Origin of the sequence: Eudoraea adriatica DSM 19308, from assembly GCF_000382125.1 — a bacterium.
In the GTDB taxonomy this organism is placed as follows: Bacteria; Bacteroidota; Bacteroidia; order Flavobacteriales; family Flavobacteriaceae; genus Eudoraea; species Eudoraea adriatica.
The window spans coordinates 359,389-383,335 of sequence record NZ_KB907549.1 but is presented as its reverse complement, the minus strand read 5'-3'; the positions used below and the strand labels follow the sequence as shown (position 1 = coordinate 383,335).

The 23,947-nt window shown below is 40.1% G+C and carries 21 protein-coding genes; 7 read left to right on the top strand and 14 right to left on the bottom strand.

Annotated features, from left to right (window positions below):
• Nucleotides 1-4: 4 nt before the first annotated feature.
• From G504_RS0111225 to G504_RS0111185, 9 genes are all read right to left on the bottom strand, one after another.
• Nucleotides 5-1,540 carry a GMC oxidoreductase gene (locus G504_RS0111225; protein ID WP_019670278.1) on the bottom strand — a complete coding sequence of 512 codons (1,536 nt, stop codon included), beginning with the start codon at nt 1,538-1,540 and terminating at the stop codon, nt 5-7.
• A gap of 5 nt (nt 1,541-1,545) precedes the next feature.
• Complete coding sequence (locus G504_RS0111220) at nt 1,546-1,923, bottom strand: hypothetical protein (protein WP_019670277.1); 378 nt, start codon at nt 1,921-1,923, stop codon at nt 1,546-1,548.
• Between the two features lie 160 nt (nt 1,924-2,083).
• Nucleotides 2,084-4,252 carry a xanthine dehydrogenase family protein molybdopterin-binding subunit gene (locus G504_RS0111215; RefSeq protein WP_019670276.1) on the bottom strand — a complete coding sequence of 723 codons (2,169 nt, stop codon included), beginning with the start codon at nt 4,250-4,252 and terminating at the stop codon, nt 2,084-2,086.
• Between the two features lie 34 nt (nt 4,253-4,286).
• Nucleotides 4,287-4,760: a (2Fe-2S)-binding protein gene (locus G504_RS0111210; RefSeq protein WP_019670275.1), complete on the bottom strand. Its 474-nt coding sequence runs from the start codon at nt 4,758-4,760 to the stop codon at nt 4,287-4,289.
• Between the two features lie 65 nt (nt 4,761-4,825).
• A complete protein-coding gene (locus tag G504_RS0111205) occupies nt 4,826-5,563 on the bottom strand; it encodes a glutamine amidotransferase (RefSeq protein WP_026348525.1) in 738 nt (245 codons plus the stop codon).
• An 80-nt stretch (nt 5,564-5,643) separates the two neighbouring features.
• Nucleotides 5,644-6,534: an SMP-30/gluconolactonase/LRE family protein gene (locus G504_RS0111200; protein ID WP_019670273.1), complete on the bottom strand. Its 891-nt coding sequence runs from the start codon at nt 6,532-6,534 to the stop codon at nt 5,644-5,646.
• A 28-nt stretch (nt 6,535-6,562) separates the two neighbouring features.
• Nucleotides 6,563-8,212: an N-acyl-D-amino-acid deacylase family protein gene (locus G504_RS0111195; protein WP_019670272.1), complete on the bottom strand. Its 1,650-nt coding sequence runs from the start codon at nt 8,210-8,212 to the stop codon at nt 6,563-6,565.
• A gap of 36 nt (nt 8,213-8,248) precedes the next feature.
• The gene (locus G504_RS0111190) at nt 8,249-9,607 is read right to left on the bottom strand and encodes an Nramp family divalent metal transporter (protein ID WP_019670271.1); all 1,359 of its coding nucleotides are present in this window, start codon (nt 9,605-9,607) and stop codon (nt 8,249-8,251) included.
• Between the two features lie 30 nt (nt 9,608-9,637).
• The gene (locus tag G504_RS0111185) at nt 9,638-10,474 is read right to left on the bottom strand and encodes a sugar phosphate isomerase/epimerase family protein (RefSeq protein WP_019670270.1); all 837 of its coding nucleotides are present in this window, start codon (nt 10,472-10,474) and stop codon (nt 9,638-9,640) included.
• Nucleotides 10,475-10,577: 103 nt separating this feature from the next.
• On the opposite strand from G504_RS0111185, the gene mazG reads away from it, so the two are divergent.
• The 5 genes from mazG to G504_RS0111160 all read left to right on the top strand — a co-directional run bounded on the left by mazG (nt 10,578) and on the right by G504_RS0111160 (nt 15,396).
• Nucleotides 10,578-11,351, top strand: coding sequence for a nucleoside triphosphate pyrophosphohydrolase (mazG, locus tag G504_RS0111180; protein WP_019670269.1), 774 nt, complete (start codon nt 10,578-10,580; stop codon nt 11,349-11,351).
• Nucleotides 11,352-11,494: 143 nt separating this feature from the next.
• Nucleotides 11,495-12,862 carry an MATE family efflux transporter gene (locus G504_RS0111175; protein WP_019670268.1) on the top strand — a complete coding sequence of 456 codons (1,368 nt, stop codon included), beginning with the start codon at nt 11,495-11,497 and terminating at the stop codon, nt 12,860-12,862.
• 77 nt (nt 12,863-12,939) lie between these two features.
• Entirely contained in the window at nt 12,940-13,167 is a 228-nt protein-coding gene (locus tag G504_RS0111170; RefSeq protein ID WP_019670267.1) for a hypothetical protein, read from the top strand.
• A 1-nt stretch (nt 13,168) separates the two neighbouring features.
• The gene (locus tag G504_RS0111165; RefSeq protein WP_019670266.1) at nt 13,169-13,738 is read left to right on the top strand and encodes a phosphatase PAP2 family protein; all 570 of its coding nucleotides are present in this window, start codon (nt 13,169-13,171) and stop codon (nt 13,736-13,738) included.
• The gene (locus G504_RS0111160) at nt 13,735-15,396 is read left to right on the top strand and encodes an ArnT family glycosyltransferase (RefSeq protein ID WP_019670265.1); all 1,662 of its coding nucleotides are present in this window, start codon (nt 13,735-13,737) and stop codon (nt 15,394-15,396) included. Before G504_RS0111165 ends, G504_RS0111160 begins: the two co-directional genes overlap by 4 nt.
• 5 nt (nt 15,397-15,401) lie before the next feature.
• On the opposite strand, the gene G504_RS0111155 is transcribed toward G504_RS0111160, so the two are convergent.
• Genes G504_RS0111155 through G504_RS0111135 form a run of 5 tightly spaced genes read right to left on the bottom strand, consistent with a single transcriptional unit; the run spans nt 15,402 to nt 19,798 of the window.
• A complete protein-coding gene (locus G504_RS0111155) occupies nt 15,402-16,274 on the bottom strand; it encodes a lysylphosphatidylglycerol synthase transmembrane domain-containing protein (protein WP_240473041.1) in 873 nt (290 codons plus the stop codon).
• On the bottom strand, nt 16,258-17,217 hold the full coding sequence (locus tag G504_RS0111150; RefSeq protein ID WP_019670263.1) for a glycosyltransferase family 2 protein: 960 nt from the start codon (nt 17,215-17,217) through the stop codon (nt 16,258-16,260). Before G504_RS0111150 ends, G504_RS0111155 begins: the two co-directional genes overlap by 17 nt.
• 37 nt (nt 17,218-17,254) lie before the next feature.
• Complete coding sequence (gene meaB / locus G504_RS0111145) at nt 17,255-18,301, bottom strand: methylmalonyl Co-A mutase-associated GTPase MeaB (RefSeq protein ID WP_019670262.1); 1,047 nt, start codon at nt 18,299-18,301, stop codon at nt 17,255-17,257.
• Between the two features lie 2 nt (nt 18,302-18,303).
• On the bottom strand, nt 18,304-18,864 hold the full coding sequence (locus G504_RS0111140) for a DUF2911 domain-containing protein (protein WP_019670261.1): 561 nt from the start codon (nt 18,862-18,864) through the stop codon (nt 18,304-18,306).
• Nucleotides 18,865-18,889: 25 nt separating this feature from the next.
• On the bottom strand, nt 18,890-19,798 hold the full coding sequence (locus G504_RS0111135) for an aldose epimerase family protein (RefSeq protein WP_019670260.1): 909 nt from the start codon (nt 19,796-19,798) through the stop codon (nt 18,890-18,892).
• Between the two features lie 449 nt (nt 19,799-20,247).
• Between G504_RS0111135 and G504_RS19245 the strand changes: the two genes are divergently transcribed.
• On the top strand, nt 20,248-22,698 hold the full coding sequence (locus G504_RS19245) for a pyruvate formate lyase family protein (protein WP_019670258.1): 2,451 nt from the start codon (nt 20,248-20,250) through the stop codon (nt 22,696-22,698).
• Between the two features lie 65 nt (nt 22,699-22,763).
• Nucleotides 22,764-23,915, top strand: coding sequence for a 6-phosphofructokinase (locus tag G504_RS0111120; protein WP_019670257.1), 1,152 nt, complete (start codon nt 22,764-22,766; stop codon nt 23,913-23,915).
• Nucleotides 23,916-23,947: the final 32 nt, after the last annotated feature.

The window sequence follows — 23,947 nt, the reverse complement described above, 5'->3', positions numbered from 1 at the left end:
ATCCTCAGCTTGTTTTCAAATAATCAGACAATCTTAAAGACAGTGCAACAAGCGTAAGTGTTGGATTTGGGGCACCGGCCGTACTAAAGCACCCGGAGCCGGCTATAAAGAGATTGGAAATACCATGAACTTTGCAATTTGCATCTACTACTCCTTTATTGGGGTCTTCACTCATTCTGGTAGTTCCCATGTGATGCCAGCCTCCACCTAACTGATCTGGCATTGCATTATCGTTTTCATCCCATAGGAATTCTTCCAGTTTTACCCTGCCTATGCCGGCTTTCCCCATTTGCAGGCCAAGAATATGATAGAATTTTCTAAGACTGTATTTGTCCAGATGCGTTAACTCCCAATGCAATTGAGGTCTTGGTACACCCAAGGCATCTTTTTCATTCGAAAGCGTTATTCTGGAATTGCGGTTTGGGGCTTGTTCCATGCGTGTAAATAATTCAAAAGCCCTGTTTCCCTTCTTTTCCTGCCAGGAAGTGTTTTGCTCTCTGGATTTTCTGAAATTTGCTACTAATTTATCGAAGGATTTCCGTGGATCTTCATTGTTCCATACATCTATTAAAGGCGTCTGTTGTTTGGCCATTACAAGTGGTGTCAGGGAAGCAGTACCGTTGAGAATGCCGCTCTCTTCTTGAATCCTTTCGGTAAGAGCTAATTCCGCCCTTGGTTTTCGCGTGCTGTAATCAAAAATGTATAACTCGGTTGAAATTGGTTTCCTGAGCCATAATTCGGCAGACTTAATTTCCAGATGTTCCATAAAATATCGGCCCACGACGTCATTATCATTACCTATTCCTTTTTTTGCAACACCCCTTGAGGCCAGTAACATCCTTGCATTTTGTATTGCACCGCAGGCCAGGACAAATTTTTTGGCCCTTACTTTGTGGGTTTTTCCTTCGTGATTTTTTACTATCAGTTCCTTTATACTGCTAGCTGTATTGTTAGTTATAATTTTCGTAAGATTGGCATAAGTATAAAGATGAATATTTGGCGACTTCACAATGGTTTCCTTATATGTTTTACCAAATCTTGTGGGGGGGCTGAATTGCCACATTTTTGACCAGATAATATCTTTGTCGAGTGGGAAAGGAGTAATGGCGGGGTACTCTTTTTGCCAGTAGTGCAGGTTGTAATTATAAGTATCCAGTTCAAATAAACTTTGGGCTTTTTTATAAAAGGGTACAAGATCCTGCAGTGTTATTGGCCAGCCACTATCCGATACCCAACTTCTCTTTTTAAAATCTATTGGATCAAATGGGGCGCACATACCTCCCCAATGGCCGGTTGTCCCCCCAAATAAATGCAACCTGCATGAACGCAAAGGATAATATCTTTGCCCCGTGGAGTTACCGGAATATAAGTCTTGAATTTTGTTGTCATACTCAAAACCTCCACCTTCCAGGAGGATTACATTTTTGCCATTTTTATTCCAGTCCAGTGCCATGCTAATGCCCGCTGCACCTGCACCAACAATACAAATATCCCCTTCAATTTTGGTATTGTTTTCAAGTTTTCTGGCGTCTGTATGCATAAATTTTAATTTGCTTCAGACATTGATAAATAAGCACATTGCCTGGCTTCTGTTTTAGAGAGTAACCAGCCATCAACTAGGATAGTATTTCCGGTTCTAAAGTCATCCGTTGTTTTAGTTCTTAAGTTCATTTTTAGCTTGGTTTCCATCATTCCTGCATCCTGAAGCAAAAGTTCTTCCAAATGGTTTTTAGTATTCTCATTGGTTAGTTTCCGATACGTATTTCCAATATGAATTAAAGTTTTCCGATCACAGATTTCTGAAAGTTCTTCAGGATAGCCAAGTGCTTTGGTCGTTGCAGATTTAAACTTCAAATACCAAAGTGAAATTAAGCCCAGAACTAAGGCAAAAAAAGATACTAACAGAAAATTTCTTCTTTTCATTTTGGCTTACATCTGAAGTAATTGACTTTAATAATTGATCTGAAACGCTAAAATACACCGGCTTTAAAATCCTTCTTATAGATTTTTTTAAGCACACGCTAAAGGTAATAAAAATGATGGGTTAACCCTTATTGCAAATAGACTTTCAACCTAATGTAAATCAGGTATTTAAGACTTTTAATACCCTTTCCTGAGTGAAAGGCAAATGCCTGAGCGGTTTACCGGTTAATTTGAGGAATGCGTTGGCAATGGCACATGCCACTAAAGGCGTTCCGGATTCTCCCACACCACGGGGTGTTTCTCGAGATTCGATTATTTCCGTTTCTATGCTATCAGGGATATCTGCCATTCGCAATATTTCGTAATCATCGAAGTTAGACTGTTGTATCTGGCCGTTAACGATAGTCAGCTGTTCTTTGAGGACACTGCTAATCCCCATTAATATTCCACCTTCCATTTGAGCTTTAACATTGTCTGGTTGTATTATGATTCCTGCATCACTGGCACTCCAAAATTTATGAACGTTTATTTTGCCCGTTGTTCTATTTACTGAAATTTCACAAACACCGGTGCTAAGAGTTCCACTGCGCTCCAGGAAAGCAATTCCTTTTGCACGGTTAGAATCAGTTTCAGAACCCCAATCAGACATTTCTATTGCTTTTTCCAGGGTGGCCAGTGCCCTTGGTGACTTGGCCAGCAATTTTTTTCTAAAATCGGCCGGATCTTTCCTGAAATAGGTAGCTATTTCATCAATCATACATTCTATAGCAAATTTGTTTGGTCCATGTCCCACGGAACGCCAGTGTTTTAATCTGATACCTTCAGAAACTTCCCGCCATTCTGCAAATTTATTGGGTATATCATAATAATCTATTTGAATACCACTGGCAACCAAATTACCGCCATCCCCAACAACACAATGTGAAAAACCTGTAATATTTCCCTGGGAATCCGTGGCAGCTATTAATCGTTGTAAAGTCAGCGGTCTGTATGCGCCATATCTGACATCATCTTCACGGGTCCAAATTAATTTAACAGGTCTGGGAGCAACCTCCCTGGCCAAACCTGTTCCTTCCAAAACAAAATCGGTCATACTCCTTCTTCCGAATCCCCCTCCCAAATACTGCAAATTTATTTTTACATTTTCTTCCGGAATCCCAAGGTACTTTGGTATACCAAGCTTAGAATCGAAGCCCTGCTGACTTCCAACCCAGACCTCAGCTGAATTTCCGTCTTTACCAACCTGTACAACAGCATTAAGGGGTTCCATTTGGGCGTGATAGACATAATCATTTTTAAAATCAACTGTAAACTTTTTATCGGCTGATTTAATAGCGATACTAATATCTCCTTCATTTACTATCACTTTACCGGTTGACTTATCTGCTGCTATTTCGCCATATTTCTTGAAACATTCCTGGGAATTGAAACCGTTTGAAGGTGCTTCACTCCAGGTAATATCCAGCAGTTTTTTCGCGGCCAGAGCCTGCTCAATGGTTTCCGTAATAATCCCTATTGCATAATCAAAACGAACCAGCTTTAGCACTCCTTCGAGTGCGAGTATTTCCGACTCATTATTGAGCTTTGGGCTTGCCCCATGCACTTTTCCACGCTCCAGTACGCCAAAGAGCATTTCCGGTAATTTAATATCGATTGCAAATCTGGTGGTTCCCTTCACTTTTTCGGGAATATCTACTCTGGGTTGATCTATTCCTATAAACCGATAATTTTTAGGATCCTTGAAGTCCGGTTCAGAGAATTCCGGCAGCTTATCAGGCATGGTCAGATGAGGTACAAGTTCACCATAACTAATACTCCTGCCGCCCTGATTGTCCATTATCCGGCCATTGGCCGTGCTAAGGCCTTCTAAGGGGGTTTTCCAAAGTTCGGCTGCACTATGCATTAAAATATAACGGGCCTGAGCCCCGGCTTGCCTCATAATAGAATAATAACCATAGGTTATCCTGCTTCCTGCAGTAAGCATTACCTTATTATTTGGACTCCATTTATCCGATCCGTAAATAGCAGATACCTGGGGCGAGAATTCTACTGAGACCGTAGACCAATCTGCATCCATTTCTTCTGCAAAAATTGCAGGTAATGAAGTCATGGATCCCTGGCCCAATTCTGCTGCCGGGTTGTAAATAATAACCCTGCCGTCATCGGTTAATTGTACCCAGGCAGTTAGCGGATGCTTTTGTATAATTCCCTGAACTTCTTTTTTGCTTTTACAAGAAATCATCTGAGGCAGAATGCCGGAAACACCAATAAATAAGGCAACCCCACCGGAGGTTTTAAGAAATTCTCTTCTACTTACAGACTTATTCATTATTGTATCTAAAGTTATATGCCCTTAAATCTTTTTAAGTGTTTGCTGCTATTTTTTCTGCCGCTATTTCTATGGCTCGCAAAATGCGTAAATACGTACCACACCGGCATAGATTTCCATTCATATATGTTTTTATCTCTTCCCTAGTTGGATTAGGGTTTTCGGTAAGTAAGGCCGCGGCCTGCATAATCTGTCCTGTTTGGCAATAGCCACATTGAGGGGCTTGAGCTTCTATCCACGCTTTCTGAATCTCATGATCACCATTTTGGGATAAACCTTCTATTGTTGTTATTTTTTGATCTTTTTTCAGTGCACTCAAGGGCAATGTGCATGATCTGACCGGCTTACCGTCCAGATGCACCGTACAAGAGCCACATAAAGCTATGCCACAGCCATATTTTGTGCCGGTGAGTCCAAGATGCTCGCGCAATACCCAGAGTAAAGTAGTCTCCCCCTTTATTTCTACATTGTAAGTTTGGTTATTAATAGTAAGTGAATGGCCAGCCATAACTCCTCAATAAAATTCAGGTATAAATTACTAAAAAGAAGCTAAATAAAAGAATTGGGTAAAAATTATTTTTCAGATCTGTATCTGTCTACAAATCGACGCAGTATTTCCCTGGGGACCGGGGTATGAGATTCTCTAATGGCAGCGCTTAGTTCTTCTGCTTCCTCGGGTTGGAAATATCCCGCATATTTATAAATTCTAATTCGCAGTATGAATTCTTCGGCATCTGCTTCAGGATGAAATTGAGTAGCATAAATATTTTTTTTGATCCTAAACATCTGCACCGGGCAAGGATCTGAAGTAACCAGGAGAACAGCCCCCCGGGGAACAGTATCGCAAGCTTCTTTATGCCCCGCCAATGCGGAGAATTTCTTTGGAAGGCCTTTCAATAATGGATCTTCAGCCCCTTCTTTCGTAACCCATACCTCAACACTTCTTAAAGTTTCTGCGTATTTACCAGAAATGGAAGTCCCGCAGTATCTTCCTAATAGTCCATTGCCTGAACAAGCTCCAAGAAACGGAAAATCTTCAGGGATTACTTTGTCAAAAAGAGAATTAAAGAAAACTTCAACCCTTTTTTGCATGCTACTTTTTTTTACTTCCGGGATGCTTATATCAAAAGGGCTTCCACCTGCAATTATGGCGGAATAATTATTTATGTCTATATCTCTGATGTCCTTTTGTTCAACCCTGATACGGCAGACCTCTTCACGAGTTAAACCACCAAAACGCAAAATTGCATTAAGCTCACTTTCACAAGCTTCAGTTTCCGGGCGCATTTGAAGAATTAGAAATTTTTTCAAGAATCCGGTTTTACGTTTCTATATAGGTCTATTTAGAAAGTTTTTTCTTTTTTCACAATGATATGGATCATATTCTTAAATTAGTATCGAACACCATTTACTTTCATATCCAGGGTATAGACCGAGTTCATTGCAGTAATGAATAAGACGCTCTGATCAGGCCCGCCGAACGTAACATTGGCTGTCCATTTTTGTGGTACCGGAATTTGTAGTATTTCTTCACCTTTTTTATTAAAAACGGTAACTCCATTTCCGGTCAAATAAACATTGCCTTTATTATCTATTGTCATCCCGTCTGACCCCAGCTCCGTAAATAAGGTCTTATTGTAAAGGTCACCATTTTCAGAAATAGAAAAGCTATAGGTTTTTTTATCGCCTATATCCGCGATATAAATCATTTTACCATCCGGTGTTCCTATTATACCATTGGGCTGTACAAAATCGTTCGCCACAATGCGCAACTCAGTCCGTTCAGGGTTTAAATAGTAAACCCTTTCTTCTTCAATTTCTTTCTCTTTGCGTTCCCAATAAGGTCTTTGATAATAGGGATCTGTAAAATAAATCCCACCTTTTAAGTCTACCCACAAGTCATTGGGCCCATTGAGTTTTTTTCCTTGAAATTCGTCGACCAGTACTACATGATTTTTGTTCTTATCTATTTTCCAAAGTTCAAAGTTTTCATCGGCACATGCCAAAAGACTCCCATCATGATCAAAGTAGAGTCCGTTAGCTCTCCCTGCTTCTTCTATATAAACGGCAACTGAGTTATCTGATGCATTCCATTTAATAATTCTGTTATTTGGTTGATCGGTGAAGTATACATCGCCATTTTTAGCCATAGCCGGTCCTTCAGTAAATTTGTAATCCGCGGCTACAAGGGTTAGAGTGGCGTTATCGGCCACCAATTCCGATTTTTGGGCATAACACCCTATTGAAATTAATAAGATTACTGTTGCACTTAATTTTTTCATGTAGTTATATTTAAAAGGATACAATGATTTAATTCCCCTTCCACCCTGGACCACGAACAACCCTGCCCGGGAAAGCACCGGTATGTTCCCCATCCCGGAGCACCGGGATACCATTTACAAATACATACTTCATACCTGTGGTATATTGATGAGGATTGGCAAAGGTAGCATTGTCTTTTATTTTATCTGCATCAAAAAGGACCACATCTGCATAATAACCGGCTTTAAGCAAGCCCCTATTCTTTAGTTTTAAATTTGTTGCAGGAAGAGAGGTAAGTTTATAAATAGCCTCCTCCAGAGAAATAACTTTTTCATCACGTACAAAATGACCTAATAAGCGTGCAAATGATCCATAGGCCCTTGGATGCGTACTTTGTTCCAAAAATACACCTTCGTTTGTATAAGATCCGGCATCAGAGCAAATGGCCATATAAGGAAGTGCTAATTTCTTTTTAATGTTTTCTTCAGACATTGAGAAATAGACAACCTGAATTCTGCTATTGTCTTCCTGTATTAAATCAACCACGGCTTCCGCCGCAGATATATTCCTATCTTCAGCTATTTCGCCGAGTGTTTTGCCAATAAGTTGTCTCATTTGTTCATTTCGGAAACCAACTAAAAGAATCTTTTCCGGAGGTACATGAAAATCTATTTCCTTAATCATCTGATTCCTTTTTTCCGGTTGCGCAATAAGTTCCATGGTTTTCTTGTGTCCGCCTTCTTTTGCCCATGCCGGTAATACTACGTTGAGCCCTGTAGAACTGGCATTATACATATACATATCAGTGGTTATAGGGAGGCCTTCTTTTCGTGCGTTATCTACAAGTGTTATTGCACTGTCCAGTAAATGCCAGTTGGCATTGCCTGAAGCTTTAAAGTGGTATATTTCTGAGCGTATCTCCGCTTCTCTGGATATTGTAATAAGTTCCTGAACCGCATCAAGAAGATGTTCTTCTTCATCCCTGATATGCGATACATACATTCCATCATAAGTTGCGGCAACTTTGGCTAATTCAATAATTTCCTCAGTTTTAGCATGCCCGCTGGGCACGTAGATTAAAGATGTGGAAAGGCCAACTGCACCTTCCTCCATAGCCTCTTTAGCAAGCTCTTTCATTTTTTCCAATTCAGTTGCATTTGGAAGCCTGGTCTCATAATTCATAACATATTCCCTTAAAGTTCCATTGCCAACAAAAGAAGCGATATTTGTAGAAATGCCTTTTTCTTCAAGATACTCCAGATATTCTCCAAGGGTAGTCCAGTTAATATCATAAGTGATATTTTGTTGCGATTCTTTCATTTCCAATTTCATAGCCTCATTTAACGGGCCCATAGAATGTCCTTCACCCATAACCTCAAGGGTTACACCTTGTCTTATATCACCTTGCGATCTTCCATCTTCAATAAGAGAAACATTGGCCCAACTCAACATATTTATAAACCCGGGAGCAACTGTAAGTCCACTGGCATCTATTTCTACCGATCCAACAACATTTTTTAAATCGCCAATCGCAGCTATGGTATCGGCATTGATCGCAATACTTCCTTTAAATGATTTTTCACCTGAGCCATCTATTATAGTACCATTTCTAATGACAAGATCATAAGATTTCTGGTTCTCACACCCGATTAGAACTCCAATTACAGTTAATGTAATTACAAAGTGTTTTAAGTTCATAATATATTTTTTTTCAATTCATTTTCCCAGCAAGAATCAGCCGAATAATTTGACAATACCTAAAATACCAACACCAAGAATACTTAATATACTCAACCATAAGATAAGATCATAAAAAAATCCTGGTTTAAACAGGGGCTGCCCTCTTAAATATCTGAAATGAATTACTGAATAGACCACGAGAAAAAGCAGGAAAGATCCGATAATACCGCCGGTAAGAACCATTAATACCGGCAACTTAATAAAGACAAACAGCAAAGCCCATAATAAAGGCACTACCCATGCTAGGACCGCTATTGTTTTTTTTCTTTGTTTAAAATCTGAAAAGCTAATCCATCCTATTTGACCAAATATGTCGGTAATCTGCCTGGTCCATGCCGCCAAAGCGGCGAACAGTGTGGAGAACAAGGTAATAAAAGCCCCAATTAGGAATACAGATTTTGCATGAGGGCCTAATGATTCTGTGTACATAGCAGAGAGCGTCTCTACCATGGCGTATCCTTCGGGCACAAAACCCTGAGCATGGAGTACGGCTGCCCCCAGTAAATAAAAAGCTGCGGTTACAGAGGTATAGATTAACATGGCAATAATTGCATCGAGTTTCATTACTTTTAACCAGCCCTGAGCCCTTATTTTCCATTCTTTCGAATTGTCATTCTTGCCTGTAAATGCGGCATAGCCTTTTTCAAGGCACCAATAGTTATAATGTATTATTTCATCTCCACCAACACCTGTTATCCCAAAAGCACCTATAGCAACGGCTACTGCTTCTTTAGGCAAATTAAACTGAAGGCCACTCCAGATACTTTCAAAGGCTATGTTATAGGGGGTAAATTTTAGAAAATACAGGGAGGCAAATGTGAATATTGTAAAGAATCCGATCATACTGAGGGAAAATTTTTCAATAAAAGAGTAATACCCTCTGAAAATCATCAACGCCACGATTATTGCAATCCCAAAACAAAATGCCGGTACGCCAATTCCGGGGATAGCCATATTTAAGATTATAGCTACGCCTCCTACGATACCTCCAACTTGCAGAAGTTTTATGATCATTACAGCCAATACAGTCCAAACAGTCCACCTGGCTTTCCCAAAAACAGGCCCGGGAAGCTTATTGAAGGCCTGCATAGCTGTTTCGCCGGTAAGGATCGTATGTTTTCCAAATTCTAACTGAACCGCAACTTTTACTATGCAGCTCACAATGATCACCCAAAAAGTTATAAACCCTGCTTCGGCTCCTAAAGTGGTTGTTGCTATTAATTCTCCCGATCCGACAATTGAAGCAGAAAGTATGAAGCTGGGCCCCAAAAATTTCAAACGTCCTTTAAAGGTTGAAGGAGGTTGTTTAATTTTATCAGGGGAAAGTGAGTATGGATCTATTATTTCAGACATTGTTTTTTTATGGGCCCAATAAACTAATTTCTATGAAAGGTTTTTTAAAAAAGCCATATTATGTTTCATGCTTTCCAAAGGATTGCTGGCATATTCTTCCTGTTCTATGAAGATGTGCTTTACACCCGATTCCTTTTTATGGGCCATCATTCGAGGAATATCGAGGCCACCTTTTCCAAATTCAGTACTTTCTTTCTTATCCATATCCATATCCTTGAGGTGCCATAAAGGAAATCTTCCCGGATACTTTTTAAAGTAGTCTAAAGGGTCCTTACCTGCCACAATAACCCATCCCAGATCTAACTCCATATAAACGAGATCTGCCTCGGTATTTTTTAGGAGAACATCGTAAAGAACCTGATTATTTTCGGTTTCAAATTCATATTCATGATTGTGATAACCAAATTTAAGATTCAACTTTTTACATGCCTCGCCGGCTTTATTAAATTCTTCAGCCACCTTTTTATAGTTATCTATGGTTTGTCCCTGGCTGGGCATTGAAGAACAGATAAGATACTCCTGACCAGATTCCACAGCTTCTTCCATGGTTTGTTGCCATTTATTATCTAAATGAACATGTCCACTCTTCAGGTTCATATTGAGATCTTTACAAACCGCTTTCATCTCTGCAGGGGCAAGACCGTAGTAGTGCCCTTTCTGACTTCGGGCCGTTTCAATTTCTTTAAAGCCAAGAGAGGCAATTTGTTTTAATGTCCCAATGGCATCTTTAGCCATTTCGTTGCGAAATGAATACAATTGAACCCCAAAATGCTGTTTTATAACTGAAGCATAGGTAAAGGAAGGCAGCAGGAAAGACCCTGTAGTAAAAATAGTGGATTGCAATAAGAAATCTTTTCTGGATAGCATGTTGTTTTTGTTTATATATGGTGGTTGAATTCTCCTAAATTAGTCTAAATTTTCCATACACCTATTTCATTCGTATTTGTACTTTTACACAAATGCTGGTTTTATGAATAAAAGGGAATTACAACTAAAAGCCTTCGATAGGCTGCTAACTATTATGGAAGAGCTCCGGGAGCAATGTCCATGGGATAAAAAACAGACACTTCAAACACTAAGACACCTTACAATTGAAGAAACCTATGAATTGGGTGACGCAATTCTCGATAACGACCTCAATGAAGTGAAAAATGAGCTTGGAGATCTATTATTACATATTGTTTTTTATGCAAAAATAGGATCCGAAACGAATAGTTTTGATATAGCTGATGTAGCTGATTCAATTTGTGATAAACTCATAAACCGGCACCCTCATATTTATGGGGATGTATCCGTTGCAAATGAAGAGGATGTAAAAAGGAATTGGGAAAATATTAAACTTAAAGAAGGAAAAAAAAGTGTGCTTGAAGGAGTTCCAAACAGTCTTCCCGCATTAGTTAAGGCCAATAGAATTCAGGAAAAAGTAGCAGGAGTTGGATTTGACTGGGAACGCCCGGAACAAGTGTTTGAAAAAGTTAAAGAAGAATTGTCAGAATTGCAGGAAGAACTTAATTCAGGGAACAAGGACAAGTTAGAAGCCGAGTTTGGAGATGTGCTATTCTCTATAGTTAATTATGCCAGATTTTTAGATATTAACCCGGAAAGTGCACTGGAAAGAACTAACAAGAAATTTATTAAGCGGTTTCAGTATCTGGAAGGCAAGGCCAAAGAAAAGCGCAAAAACCTCAGGGAAATGTCGCTTGCCGAAATGGATGTATTTTGGGAAGAAGCCAAGGAAATATAGCCTTTTCGGAGAAGGTTACTTTAGAATATTGCACACATCATTACATGGGTTGGTATACCTGCAATCCTATTGTCAGAAGTTGATCAATTCTCAGATTAAACCGATAGTAAATCCTATATTTGCAGCCTCAAAATTATCCAGATTTGCTGCAACGGTATACCAAAGAATTCAGATATAATACAAGGTTAGCTGTGCCCGTTATTTTAGGGATGCTGGGGCATACCTTTGTTTCTTTTGCCGATAATATAATGGTAGGGCAATTGGGTACGGCGGAATTGGCAGCGGTTTCTTTGGGAAATAGTTTTGTCTTTATAGCTATGTCCCTTGGAATAGGGTTTTCAACCGCAATTACGCCATTGGTCGCTGAGGCTGATGGTGCCGGCGATAAGGCTGGTGGTAAAAGCGCTCTTAAGCATGGATTGTTGCTATGTACCTTGCTTGGGATAGCTCTTTTTGGGGTTATTCAGTTGGGAAAGCCTTTACTATATCTAATGGACCAACCACCTGAAGTAGTAGCCTTATCTATTCCATATCTGGATTTGGTGGCTTTTTCATTGGTTCCCCTGGTAATGTTTCAGGCTTATAAACAGTTTTCAGAAGGTTTGTCTCAAACCAAATATCCAATGTATGCCACTATTGCAGCTAATGTGGTTAATATAGTTCTGAATTACCTTCTGATTTTTGGAGCCATGGGTTTTCCAAAACTGGGAATTATAGGGGCTGCCATTGGAACCCTCGCGTCACGGGTCATTATGCTGATAATGCTTTGGTATATGTTGGAGAAAAAGAAAAAATTTCACGATTATGTAACAGGGTTTAACTTCAAAAAGATCGAGAAAGCGGTTATGCGAAAGATCATTCATCTTGGATTTCCATCTGCATTGCAAATGTTTTTTGAGGTAGCCATATTTACAGCGGCCATCTGGATCAGTGGTGTTTTAGGCAAAAATCCGCAGGCAGCTAATCAGATAGCATTAAACTTAAGCAGCATGACTTTCATGTTTGGTATGGGGCTAGGAGTAGCCGCCATGATTCGTGTTGGGAATCAGAAAGGTCTTAAAAATTTTGCGGACTTACGGCGAATTGCGCTGTCTATTTTTTTCCTTACATTACTATTGGAGGTGGTTTTTGCTATATTTTTCCTTTTAGGCCGTCATTGGTTCCCTACTATTTACCTGGATGTTAATGACCCTATAAACCAGGCAGACAATTTGGAAGTTATTCTTTTGGCTTCGCAATTACTTTTGGTTGCAGCTTTTTTCCAGATATCAGACGGTCTTCAGGTGGTTATACTTGGTGCTTTAAGGGGCTTGCAGGATGTCAAAGTACCAACGCTAATTACGCTAATTGCCTATTGGTTGATAGGCTTTCCAATATGCTACTATCTTGGTTTGCATACAGAATTAAAGAGTACGGGTATATGGATAGGATTGCTTTCAGGTTTAACGGCATCGGCAATTATGTTGTATATTCGATTCAACAAAATGACCAAACGGCTAATTCGTAATTAAGAGTTTTACTTCTTACTACACTTATGCATATCATTAGTACATTTTGTTGCGCTTTAAATTTAAAAATGAATTGATCTATGCAATTTCCAAAATTTTTACTTGGTGATAATACGGATTACCCAACTGCCATTTTTATAGTGCATACCGAGTATCCAAGGTTTATATTGAACCTGGAAAATGATGAGGTGGAATGGCTGGAAGATTTCACTGCAGAAGATGAAAAATCACTGACTGAAGAAGCAGAGAATTTAATAGAAGCGGCTACTGAATTTTATGATCGGGAAATAGCCAGATACGAAGATTAAGATGTTTGAAGAATTAATGCAACTCGACAAGGAGGTGTTCCTTTTTCTAAACAATCTGGGAAGTCCCGAATGGGATGCTTTTTGGATGTTCCTTACCAACAAGTGGAGTGCAATTCCATTATACGTATTTTTACTAATACTCTTATATAAACATTTTGGAACAAAGAAATTGCTTTTCGTAGTAATTACTGTAATCTTATTGATAACGGCTACAGATCAACTATCTAATTTTTTTAAGTATGGCATTCAACGATTGCGTCCCTGCTATGATCCTGAGGTAAGCCATATGGTGCGTCTGGTAAAAGACCATTGCGGTGGCAGATTCGGCTATTTTTCAGCACATGCTGCAAATACCACGGCACTGGCTTTATTCTTTACCATACTCTTTAAGCCTTACTATAAGTTTTTTGGGATCTTTTTAATTGTTTGGGCCATCTTTGTCTCCTATAGCAGAATTTATATAGGGGTACATTTTCCTTTAGACGTTTTAAGTGGCATAGCTATTGGATTATTATTTGGTTGGCTGTTTGCAAAGTTGTATATCTTTGCTATTTACAAGTATCGTATATGATCTCAAATACGAGGTATTGGTTTTTCCTTATACTTATTATTCTGGTATACCTGGCCGGAATGTTTGTGACTCTTTTTGAATATGATTCCGCTCAATTTGCTGTAATGGCAATGCGAATGGTACAGGAAAACGACTTCATTAATTTGTTTAAAGGGACGGAGGAGTATCTGGATAAGCCACATATGCATTACTGGCTGGCAGCCATTTCTTATAAAATATTCGGACTGCATGATTGGGCCTATCGCATTCCCGGTATCCTTGCCACTTTGTTGGGAGCCTTTAGTTGTTATGGTTTAGGCAAACTCCTTTATAATAAAGAGGTAGGAAAAGTTGCCTCACTTATATTTATGACGGCGCAAACCATTATGCTTTCCAATATTGATGTGCGCACAGATGCTGTGCTTACCGGATTTACAGCTTTTGCTATTTGGCAAATAGCAACCTATATCGAAAGAAATTCCCTGAAGAATTTACTACTGGGTGCATTTGGAGCGGGAATTGCTTTTTCCACCAAAGGACAGATTGCGATATTAGTAATTGGTCTTCCAATATTATGCCATTTGGGTTATAGCAAGAAATGGAAATTACTATTTAGTTGGAAGGTTTTAGTTGCATTGGTTGTTTTTGGATTAACAATTTCACCAATACTTTACGCGTACTACCTTCAATTTGACCTGCATCCGGAGAAAGTTATTCGTGGAAAAGACCATAGGAGTGGAATACTCTTTATTTTATGGGAGCAGAGTTTTGAACGATTAAGCGGAGAAGGGGTAGGGAAGAATAGTAGTGATTATTTTTTCTTTTTCCATACTTTTTTATGGGTATTTCTACCCTGGACTATACTTGGCCTTGCTGCATATTGGACTCGAATAAAGGCGTTTTTCAATACAAAGTTCAGGAGGAGTTCGGGTCTGGAGTTTCTTACTATTGGAGGTATTACTATAATTTTTATAATAATAAGTTTTGCGCAATTTAAATTACCGCATTACCTGAATATCACGATACCTTTGTTTGCGGTGCTCACAGCTTCCTTTATACAAGAATTATTCAATGACCCTAAGGTTAAAAAACGGAAAGTATTTCTGGGACTACAATATTTCATTCTGGGTTTGGTTGGCATAAGCTCAATTCTGATTTGTTTTTTTGTTTTCAAATTTTCTAACTGGTATGCCTATATTTTATTTGTGTCCGCATTTTTGCTAACAGGCTTGATCTGTTTGAGGAAACAGGAATACGATATTCGACTACTAACCATCACCCTGTTCAGTTCTCTATTTCTTAATGCGGTAATGAATTTACATTTTTACCCATCTTTATTAAAGTATCAGGCTGGTTCCACGATTGCCGGTATAGTTGCAGAGAAGAACATCCCGGTGGATCAGATATACAAGATTTCCCCAAGATCTTCCTGGGCAATGGATTTTTACAACCAACATCCCATTAAGATTACGGAGACCTCAAATTTATCCGATATAGGTGCTATATGGGTTTATGGTACAGATGATGACCTTCAAAAGCTTAAAGAATCTGGTTACGCCTGGGATGAGCATTATTCGGCGGAGCAATTCAGGATAACACGTTTGCAGCCGAAATTCTTAAATCCTTCAACAAGGGAGCAAGTGCTGAACCATATGCATTTAATTCACCTTAAAGAATAAAACAGTTAAGTTATAATCTCTTTTAGTTCTGGTTTTTTAAAATGGTAAACTATTCCTGCTAGTGAAACTGTGGCGGTGATAAGGAAAAATAGCATGCTAATACTTACAGATGTATTCTCGTCTAGAGTAAGCCATAATGCCCCATAATAGAAAACCACTTCTCTACTGCCTATTCCACCGATTGTAAGGGGCAATACCGATACTATAGAGGATATCAGGAATATAAATAAATAAGCGACAGTATTGTCCTCCACGCCTAATGCTTTCAAAATAAATAGAACGCTTACTAATTGGGCAAGCTGCACCAAAGCAGAAAATCCCAGTGATTTCCAAAAAACCGGGTATACGAATGAAAAAAATCTTTTATTGAAAACCCAAAAAACCAGAATGCTCAGAGCAATGGCTAAGCCAAACAAACTTTTATAGGAATTTATGCTGCTTTCGTTTAAAAACAGGGCAAGGATACAGCTAATTACAAAGATTAATAAAAGGCCATTAAGCCGGTCTAAAATCAGAATAGAAACTACGCTCCTGGTCTTTATATCGTACTTATTTTTTAGTACATACCCCTTATATGCATCACCTCCTATGCCTCCCGGTAAAAAGAGATTATAGAACATGCCCAGCAGGTAAAGTTTTATATTGCTTAATTGTGTAAGAAATATTTTTATTTGATGAATATATAAGTTCAGACGAAGGGCTGAAAAGACTTTGGATATTACAAAAAACAAGAGAGCTGCAAACAAATAAGTAAAATCACTTCCTTTGAGGATTTTCCAAACTTCGTTGAATTGGATCTTTGTAAAAACAAAATATAGCAATACAAAGCTAAAAAGGATTTTAAGGAAGGTGATCCCTTTTTTACGAAGATTGTCCACCAACAGATATGTTTTTTATTCGGTACGGACGCTTATTTTGAGATTCGTAGTAGGTTCGAATTAACAGTTCCATGACTATTCCAATCGTAAACAGCTGAATCCCTGCCAATATGAACATCATTCCAAAAATAAGTAAGGGTCTGTTGCCTATGTCCTGTCCGTAACCCAGTTTTACAATGAGTAAGTAAATATTTATAAAAATTCCCAAAATAATCAGAAGTACTCCAATAATGCCAAAAAGATGAATTGGTCGTTGAAAATACTTCCTGATAAAAAGCAGGAGCATCATATCTGCTACTACTTTAAAAACGCGTTCCAATCCATATTTCGAAACCCCTGCATTTCTTGCATGGTGTTGTACCGGCACCTGTTTTATCTGAGCACCTTCCAAATGCGCCAGTAAAGTAATAAATCGATGCATTTCACCATATAAATTCAAATCCTTTGCAATATCCCTGGTAAATACTTTAAGAGCACATCCATTGTCTTTGATGTCTAACTTAGTTACGCGCCTGACCATGAAATTTGCAATCCTGGAAGGAATTTTCTTAACCAGGGAATCCTTTCTTTTTTGACGTATTCCGGTAACAACGTCATATTCACCACTTACCACATACTCCATCATTTTAGGAATATCCTGCGGATCATTTTGCAGGTCTCCATCCATGGTTATGATATATTCTCCCTGAGCATAATCAATGCCTGCCGCCAATGCCAGGCTTTGCCCATAGTTCTTTTTTAAGGCAATAAGGTGAACATTGGGATCCTTCATATCCTTTATGACTTTTCGGGTATTGTCCGTAGAAAAATCATCCACATAAATAATCTGATGAAGATACCCTTTCAGGCTTTCGTTAATCTTTTTGGTGAGAAGGACTACATTTTCCTCTTCGTTATAAAGAGGTATGACAATTGAAATAAGTGAGAGCGTTACCGGCTTCATTCTGCTTTATAAAAGTGTTGCGGCAAATTTATACTTTTTATTTAAGTTCTTTCTTATATCCCGCCATAAGTACTTCGGCAGCCCTAAATGGTGAGATCTTATCTTGTGCTACCTTCACCATCATTGTTTCCAGATTTTCTTTGACACTGGGTACCTGGAAAAAGTGTTGTTTCAATAGTTCATTTATGGTCTGCAACAGCCAGTATTTATTCTGATTTTGTCGGTTGCTTTCAAAATATCCACTGTCCTTGGTAGTGTCCAAAAATTTCTCGATTGTCTCCCATATTTCAACTATTCCCGAATTCTCAATTGACGAACAAGTACTTACCTTTGGAATCCAGCCATTTTCTTTTGGGGGATAGAGCTGCAATGCTCTTTCAAATTCCGATTTTGCCCGTTGCGCTTTTTTCAGATTATCGCCTTCAGCTTTATTGATTACTATGGCATCTGCCATTTCCATAATGCCTCTTTTTATCCCCTGAAGCTCGTCTCCGGCACCTGCTAATTTTAAAAGCAGAAAAAAATCAACCATACTATGCACAGCAGTTTCGCTTTGCCCAACCCCTACCGTCTCTATTAAAACTATATCAAATCCGGCTGCTTCGCATAAGATCACTGACTCCCTGGTCTTGCGTGCCACTCCTCCAAGGGAATCACCAGATGGCGAGGGCCGTATAAAAGCATTAGGATCCTTTACCAGCTCCTGCATACGCGTTTTATCACCAAGGATACTGCCCTTACTAAAGGTGCTTGTAGGATCTACAGCCAATACGGCAACTTTCCTGCCAAGGCTGGTAAGGGTTGTACCAAAGACTTCAATGAAGGTGCTCTTGCCAACACCCGGCACTCCTGTTATACCAATCCGTATACTATTGGATTTCCTTGAAAGGCAATTCTCAACCAAGGTATAAGCCTTCTTGAGATCTTCATTTCGGGTGCTTTCTACAATGGTTATGGCCCTTGCCAAAACCGATTTATCTCCATTAAAGACCCCTTGAGTAAGCTCCTCAACCGAGAGCTTCTTTTTACGGTGTTTTTTTACCTGAAGAACTCCTTTTTTACCCGTATTTTTTTCTGTACCCAATGTTAGTTATTAATAGGTACCCGTACCTTGGTTTTATCCCATTCAATGCTCAGGTACAACTGCCCGGTCTCTTCGAAAGAGATGGTAAAACTTTCAACTGTTTCCAACAAATTAATAACCGGCACTTCCACAGTAACCAAATCTTCTTCGGGCATACGTGTTGTTTCTTTTCCACCACTTGTAAGGGTCACGCCCCATTCCGGGACATTCTTATTGAAAATTACCTGCCAGTTTTCTCTGCCGGGAATGGTCCAAATGGAATAAGTGCCTGTCGGAAGTTCTTTGTCTATAATATAAATTTTGGAATTTGTGGTAAAGGTAGTGGGCTCATTTGCACCGGTTCGCCATACGGTATCATAAGGCACCAGCCCGCCAAATATAACCCGTTCCTTTTTAAAGGGACTACTGTATTTTATGGTAAGATCCATGCCGTTTTCAGTATAAACAACAGTCTTCTGAGGGCTGTTCTTTTTTGTTTGTTCTTTTAGATAGGGCATTCCCACAAAGAAAAAAAGCAAGGCTAATGCCATCAGGATGATCAAAATCCATTTGATTACTTTCATATTAAAGATGTCTTGTTTAGTTTGTCTAAGTTACTAAATCAAATGTAAAAACTGCCTTGTTGATGTAGGTTTCTCCGGGATGAAGTATGGCGGAGGGAAATGATAGAATGTTGGGCGCATCCGGATAGTTTTGGGTTTCAAAACAAATAGCTCCAAACTCAGGGGGAGTATAAACAATAACTGCAGGTTGATTACTTTCCACCGTCATTCGCATTCCTGAAACCGGGGAATATAATTCCGCCACTTTTTTGGCACTATCTGAAACCACGTAAGCAGTATCTAATCGTATTTTTCCAATCTCTTTTCTGGTAAGGAAGTCATATTGAGTATCCTTAACAGAAACCAGCTTTCCTGTAGGCAGTAAACTATTATCGGTTTCTAATATTTCAGGGCATTGCAATTGCAACTGATAATGATCAATGGAATTGGTGCTATCCAGGCAAAAGTAGGAATGGTTGGTCAGGTTTAGTATCGTAGTCCTGTCTGTTATCGCCTCATGAATAATTTGTAATGAATTATCTATTAGCTTATAAGTCACACTGGCCTTTAGGTTTCCAGGATAACCTTCTTCCATATGAGGGCTTTGGCGCGTCAATTTTACGAAGGGTTGTTCCCTGTGCTCAATAGCATCAAACTTCCAGTATTTTTGTGCGAAACCCTGTTTTCCACCGTGAAGATGCACGCCATTCTGGGTATATAAATTATAGGTATTCCCTTCTATCTGAAATCCCCCGTTTGATATCCTTCCCGCATATCGGCCAACGCAGGCGCCTAAACATTTATGATCGTCCAGATAACTTTTCGGGTTCTCCAGCCCTACAACTAAATTCAGCTCTTTTCCTTCCTTGTCCTTCACCAGAAGCTTTTGAATAATAGCACCGTAGTCTAGAACGCTTAAGGATATAAAATCGTTTTTAATTGTAACTTGTTCCAAGGGCGACCATTTAAATAGTTCTTAAAAATACTTGTTTTTTGCAACATGTAATATTTTCATGTCTCCTTTAGATAATTACATTCAAATACCCTTTTCAAACATACGTAAATCTATCATCAACGGTAAAGCAGGTAAAACTATTTTACATTGGATTCCCCCTTATTTTTTAATGATGCCGGAAACTTTCACAAACTCCATTATGGGTATAAACTTATCGGGTTTGATCGCTATGGAGAGTAGTAAAATACCTAGAAATAGGTATTTTAATTATGCTTATCTCTGCGTAACTTTAAAGTTGGAGTATTCTAAATAGCTATGAAAATAAAAAATGCAATTCATTTTTCCAGATCTTGATAATGAGGATGAAATTCTTGGAAAATAATTACCTGCGAGGAAGCAATAAATGGTAAAGCAATAGTTGAATAATATTAATCGAAAATATCTAAGTGATGGCAATAGCAGTTAAAAATTCAGAAACAAAGTCCGATAGAGCATCGGCCGTAAACACAGGACGTGTCAATGCCGATACGGCAAGGATCGACCAGTTAAAAGAAGTTATGCGGAGCACTCCTGCCGAAGTGGATTTCGAGCGGATAATAATCATGAAGGAAGTATACGAGAACACCGAAGGATATCCTAATGTAATTCGAAGAGCCAGGTTTAATGAGGCATTGCTAGACCGAAAGAAACTCTACATTGATGACAATCTCTTTGTTGGTGCCATGGCGAGCACTGTCAACGGTATTTACACTTACCCTGAATGGCAGGTGGGCTGGATGATTGAAGAAAAAGTAGTAGAAAATTCAAAAACTCCTGAATTAAAGGCAGCTAACCAATGGGTTCTTGATTATTGGGGCAAGCGTGCGCAAGTACCGCGCGTTCATGAAATTTATGAAAAAAGATATGGCTATGATGCCAGGCCCATTTACCAGGCAGGCCTGGTAGCAGATTTTTTTAGCTGGCCGGCTGGGGGAGGTAACCTGGACTACCCCCGGGTTTACAGAGAAGGCCTTGCGAGTATGATCAAGGAAGTGGAAGAGCGAATGATGTCGCTTGAAATGCGATTGCCCAACAAAGAAAAATTCTACTTCTACGAAGCTGGATTGATTACAATGAAGGCTATTTTACGCTATGCCAAACGTTATGCTGCATTGGCGCGTGAAATGGCAGCGAAAGAAAAAAATGAAATACGCAAAGCAGAACTTATTTCCCTTGCCGAAACCTGCGAATGGGTACCTGAACATCCGGCCCGAAACCTTCGCGAAGCGATGCAGTCCCACTTCTTCTGCCACATTGTTGCAGAAATTGAACAGGTAGGTTGCGGGTATTCTGAGGCTTACCTTGGGCAGAATCTGGAACCATATTATCAAGCCGATAAAGCAGCCGGGCTGATTAACTATGAGGATGCTGTTTTTATGTTTGAAAACCTCGTGATTAAGCTCAACGAAATCGGCTATTACTTTGGAGAGAAAGTTGCGCTTCAAAATTCTGCCGACCTTGGCCAAAGCATCACGCTTGGCGGGTATGATGAAGAGGGGGACCATGCACATGCGGAAATGGATTTTGTGATTCTTGATGCGTGCAACCACCTTCATTTACCACAGCCGCCACTATCTTTGTGTTACACCAATAAAACCCCCGGAAAACTACTCGAAAAAGTACTGGATGTTATTGGTACCGGTATTGGCATGCCTCAATTTATTAGCGGGGATGCCATGTTCAAACGGGCCCTGCACATGTGGGGACATTCCAAAAACGGGGATCTACCTTTGTCCAAAGCCAGACGCACCTGCGTAGGAGCTTGTGTGGGTAGTTATATCCCTTATGAAACCGGCCACCCGGTAGAAGGCCAGCCGAACCTGGGTAAGGTGCTGGAATTAACATTGAATGATGGATTTGATCCGCGCACAAAAAAACAGATAGGCCCTAAAACAGGAGATCCTGAAACATTCAAGGATTTTGAAGAATTGTATGCCGCTTTTGAAAAACAGCTTCAATTCTGCGAGGATGTGCTCCGCAGGGGTGCCTGGATTGCCAGTATGCTGGCAGCAGAGTATCTGCCGGTAACCTGGCGTTCGCTTCTTACCGGAGGATGTATTGAGTCGGGTATTGATGTATGGAACGGTGGTGCCAATTACTATACAGTTGCTCAAATTTCTGTTGGATCGGTGGATGCCGGTAACGGGCTAATGGCAGTCAAGCATTTGATATACGACAAAAAGAAACTTACCTGGAAAGAATTAAAGGCTGCACTCGCTGCCAATTTTGAAGGCGAATATGAACGCGTGCACAAGATGGTTTACGTGGATGCTCCTAAATATGGTAACAACCTGGCCGAACCTGATCACATGGTGAGACGGGTAAATGATAGCATTTTAGCCGCTTTCAAAAATGTAGATGGCGGGGGTAACTACATTACCAGGGATATCAAAACCTCACTCGATCAATACACTAAGAGCGTGCATAACCTGATGGGTAAGGTCACCGGCGCTTTGCCAACTGGCAAGAAAGCTGGATTGGCACTTACCGATGGCAGTTTATCGGCCATGCCGGGTACCGATGTTAACGGACCTACTGCTCTGGTAATGTCGGCTACTGTGGGTAATGATGCGGTTAAGTGGACTGCCACACACATGAACATGAAAGTGCAGCCGGATCAGCTGAAGACACGAAAAGGTAGAGATCAAATTTTAGCTCTGGTAAAAACCTTATTCGACAATGGCGGCTACCACATTCAGTTCAACTGTCTGGATACTGAAATGCTTCGAGATGCACAAAAACATCCGGAAAACTACCGTGACCTGGTGGTTAGGGTAGCAGGTTTTAGCGCCTTTTTCACCAAACTTGATGTGGGTGTTCAGAACGAGGTCATTGAGCGTACGCTGCAAACATTCAATTAGAATCAAAAGATACAGTCGAGGGTTTTACCTCGACTGTATCTAAATAATACATAAAGAAAGTAATTATGAAAACCATAAAGAAAATAGCTATCGCCATTGGGGCAGGGTATACTCCCGGCATCAATTCCATAATTATGGGAGCTGCTATTTCAGCCCACAAAGCAGGTTGGGAAGTAGTAGGTATTCGCGATGGTTTCGAAGGATTGCTCTTCCCTGAAAAATATCCGAACAAAGGATTGATTGACTTAGGGCCGGAGGTAATCAGCAAATTGAATCCGATGAGCAGCGATGCCATGGGTACAGCAGCGAGCATGGACCCCTTTAATGTGCGGACCATCAACGAATTGGAAATGATTGAAGAAGTGGATATGTCAGATACCCTTCTCGAGAATATTAAGAAAGAAAATATTGATGGCGTTATCGCCATTATGATGGGCAGAGGTCTAAGCATACTTCATAAGCTTAATGCAAAAGGCTTAAAGTCAGTATGTATACCACGAACTGTAGAAAATGATATGGCTGCGACTCCCGTTGCTTTCGGATTCAATACTGCACTGAGCTTCTGTATCGAAATGCTCGACAGGGCCAAACAGGCAGCTGTCTCCGCTAAAAAAATCGGAGTTGTGGAAGTCCCCGGGTCGCAGGCCGGATGGCTGGCTTTGCAAAGCGGCATTGCCGCTTTGGCAGATGCTGTTATATCGCCGGAGTTCCCTTGCGATGTGAATGACCTGGCGCAAAACCTGAAATCCAGAATAACCCCTGACAAGCCGCACGCTTTGGTGGTAGTGGCAGAAGGAAGTTCGTTTGTAAATCTTCCAGGGCGCACAGAAGATACCCTTAGTGATTTGAGGAAGGCATTGTCGCCTTCGGCAACAGAAGAAGACAGCGAATTTACCATCAATAAAAGCGGGCAGGCAGCAAAAACGTTGTCGTACGCCTTGCAACAGTTGCTTGCAGATGAGGTATATCCATTGGTCTTGGGTCCCTGGGTGCGCGGAGGGAATACCACTGCCGTGGATCGTCAATTAGGACTGGCCTATGGCGCAGCGTCCGCTAAAGCCCTCGAACAAAGCAAGTTTGGCACTATGGCGACATTCGTACCCCCGCATATAGACTTTGTGCCGCTCATTGATGCGTTGAACAAAGTTCGCAGGGTGGACAAGGACCATGGATTTATTAAAGTAGCCCAGGCATTGGGAATTTATACAGGAGTTTAATTCAACTATTATGGAAGCTCAAAATTATTTAG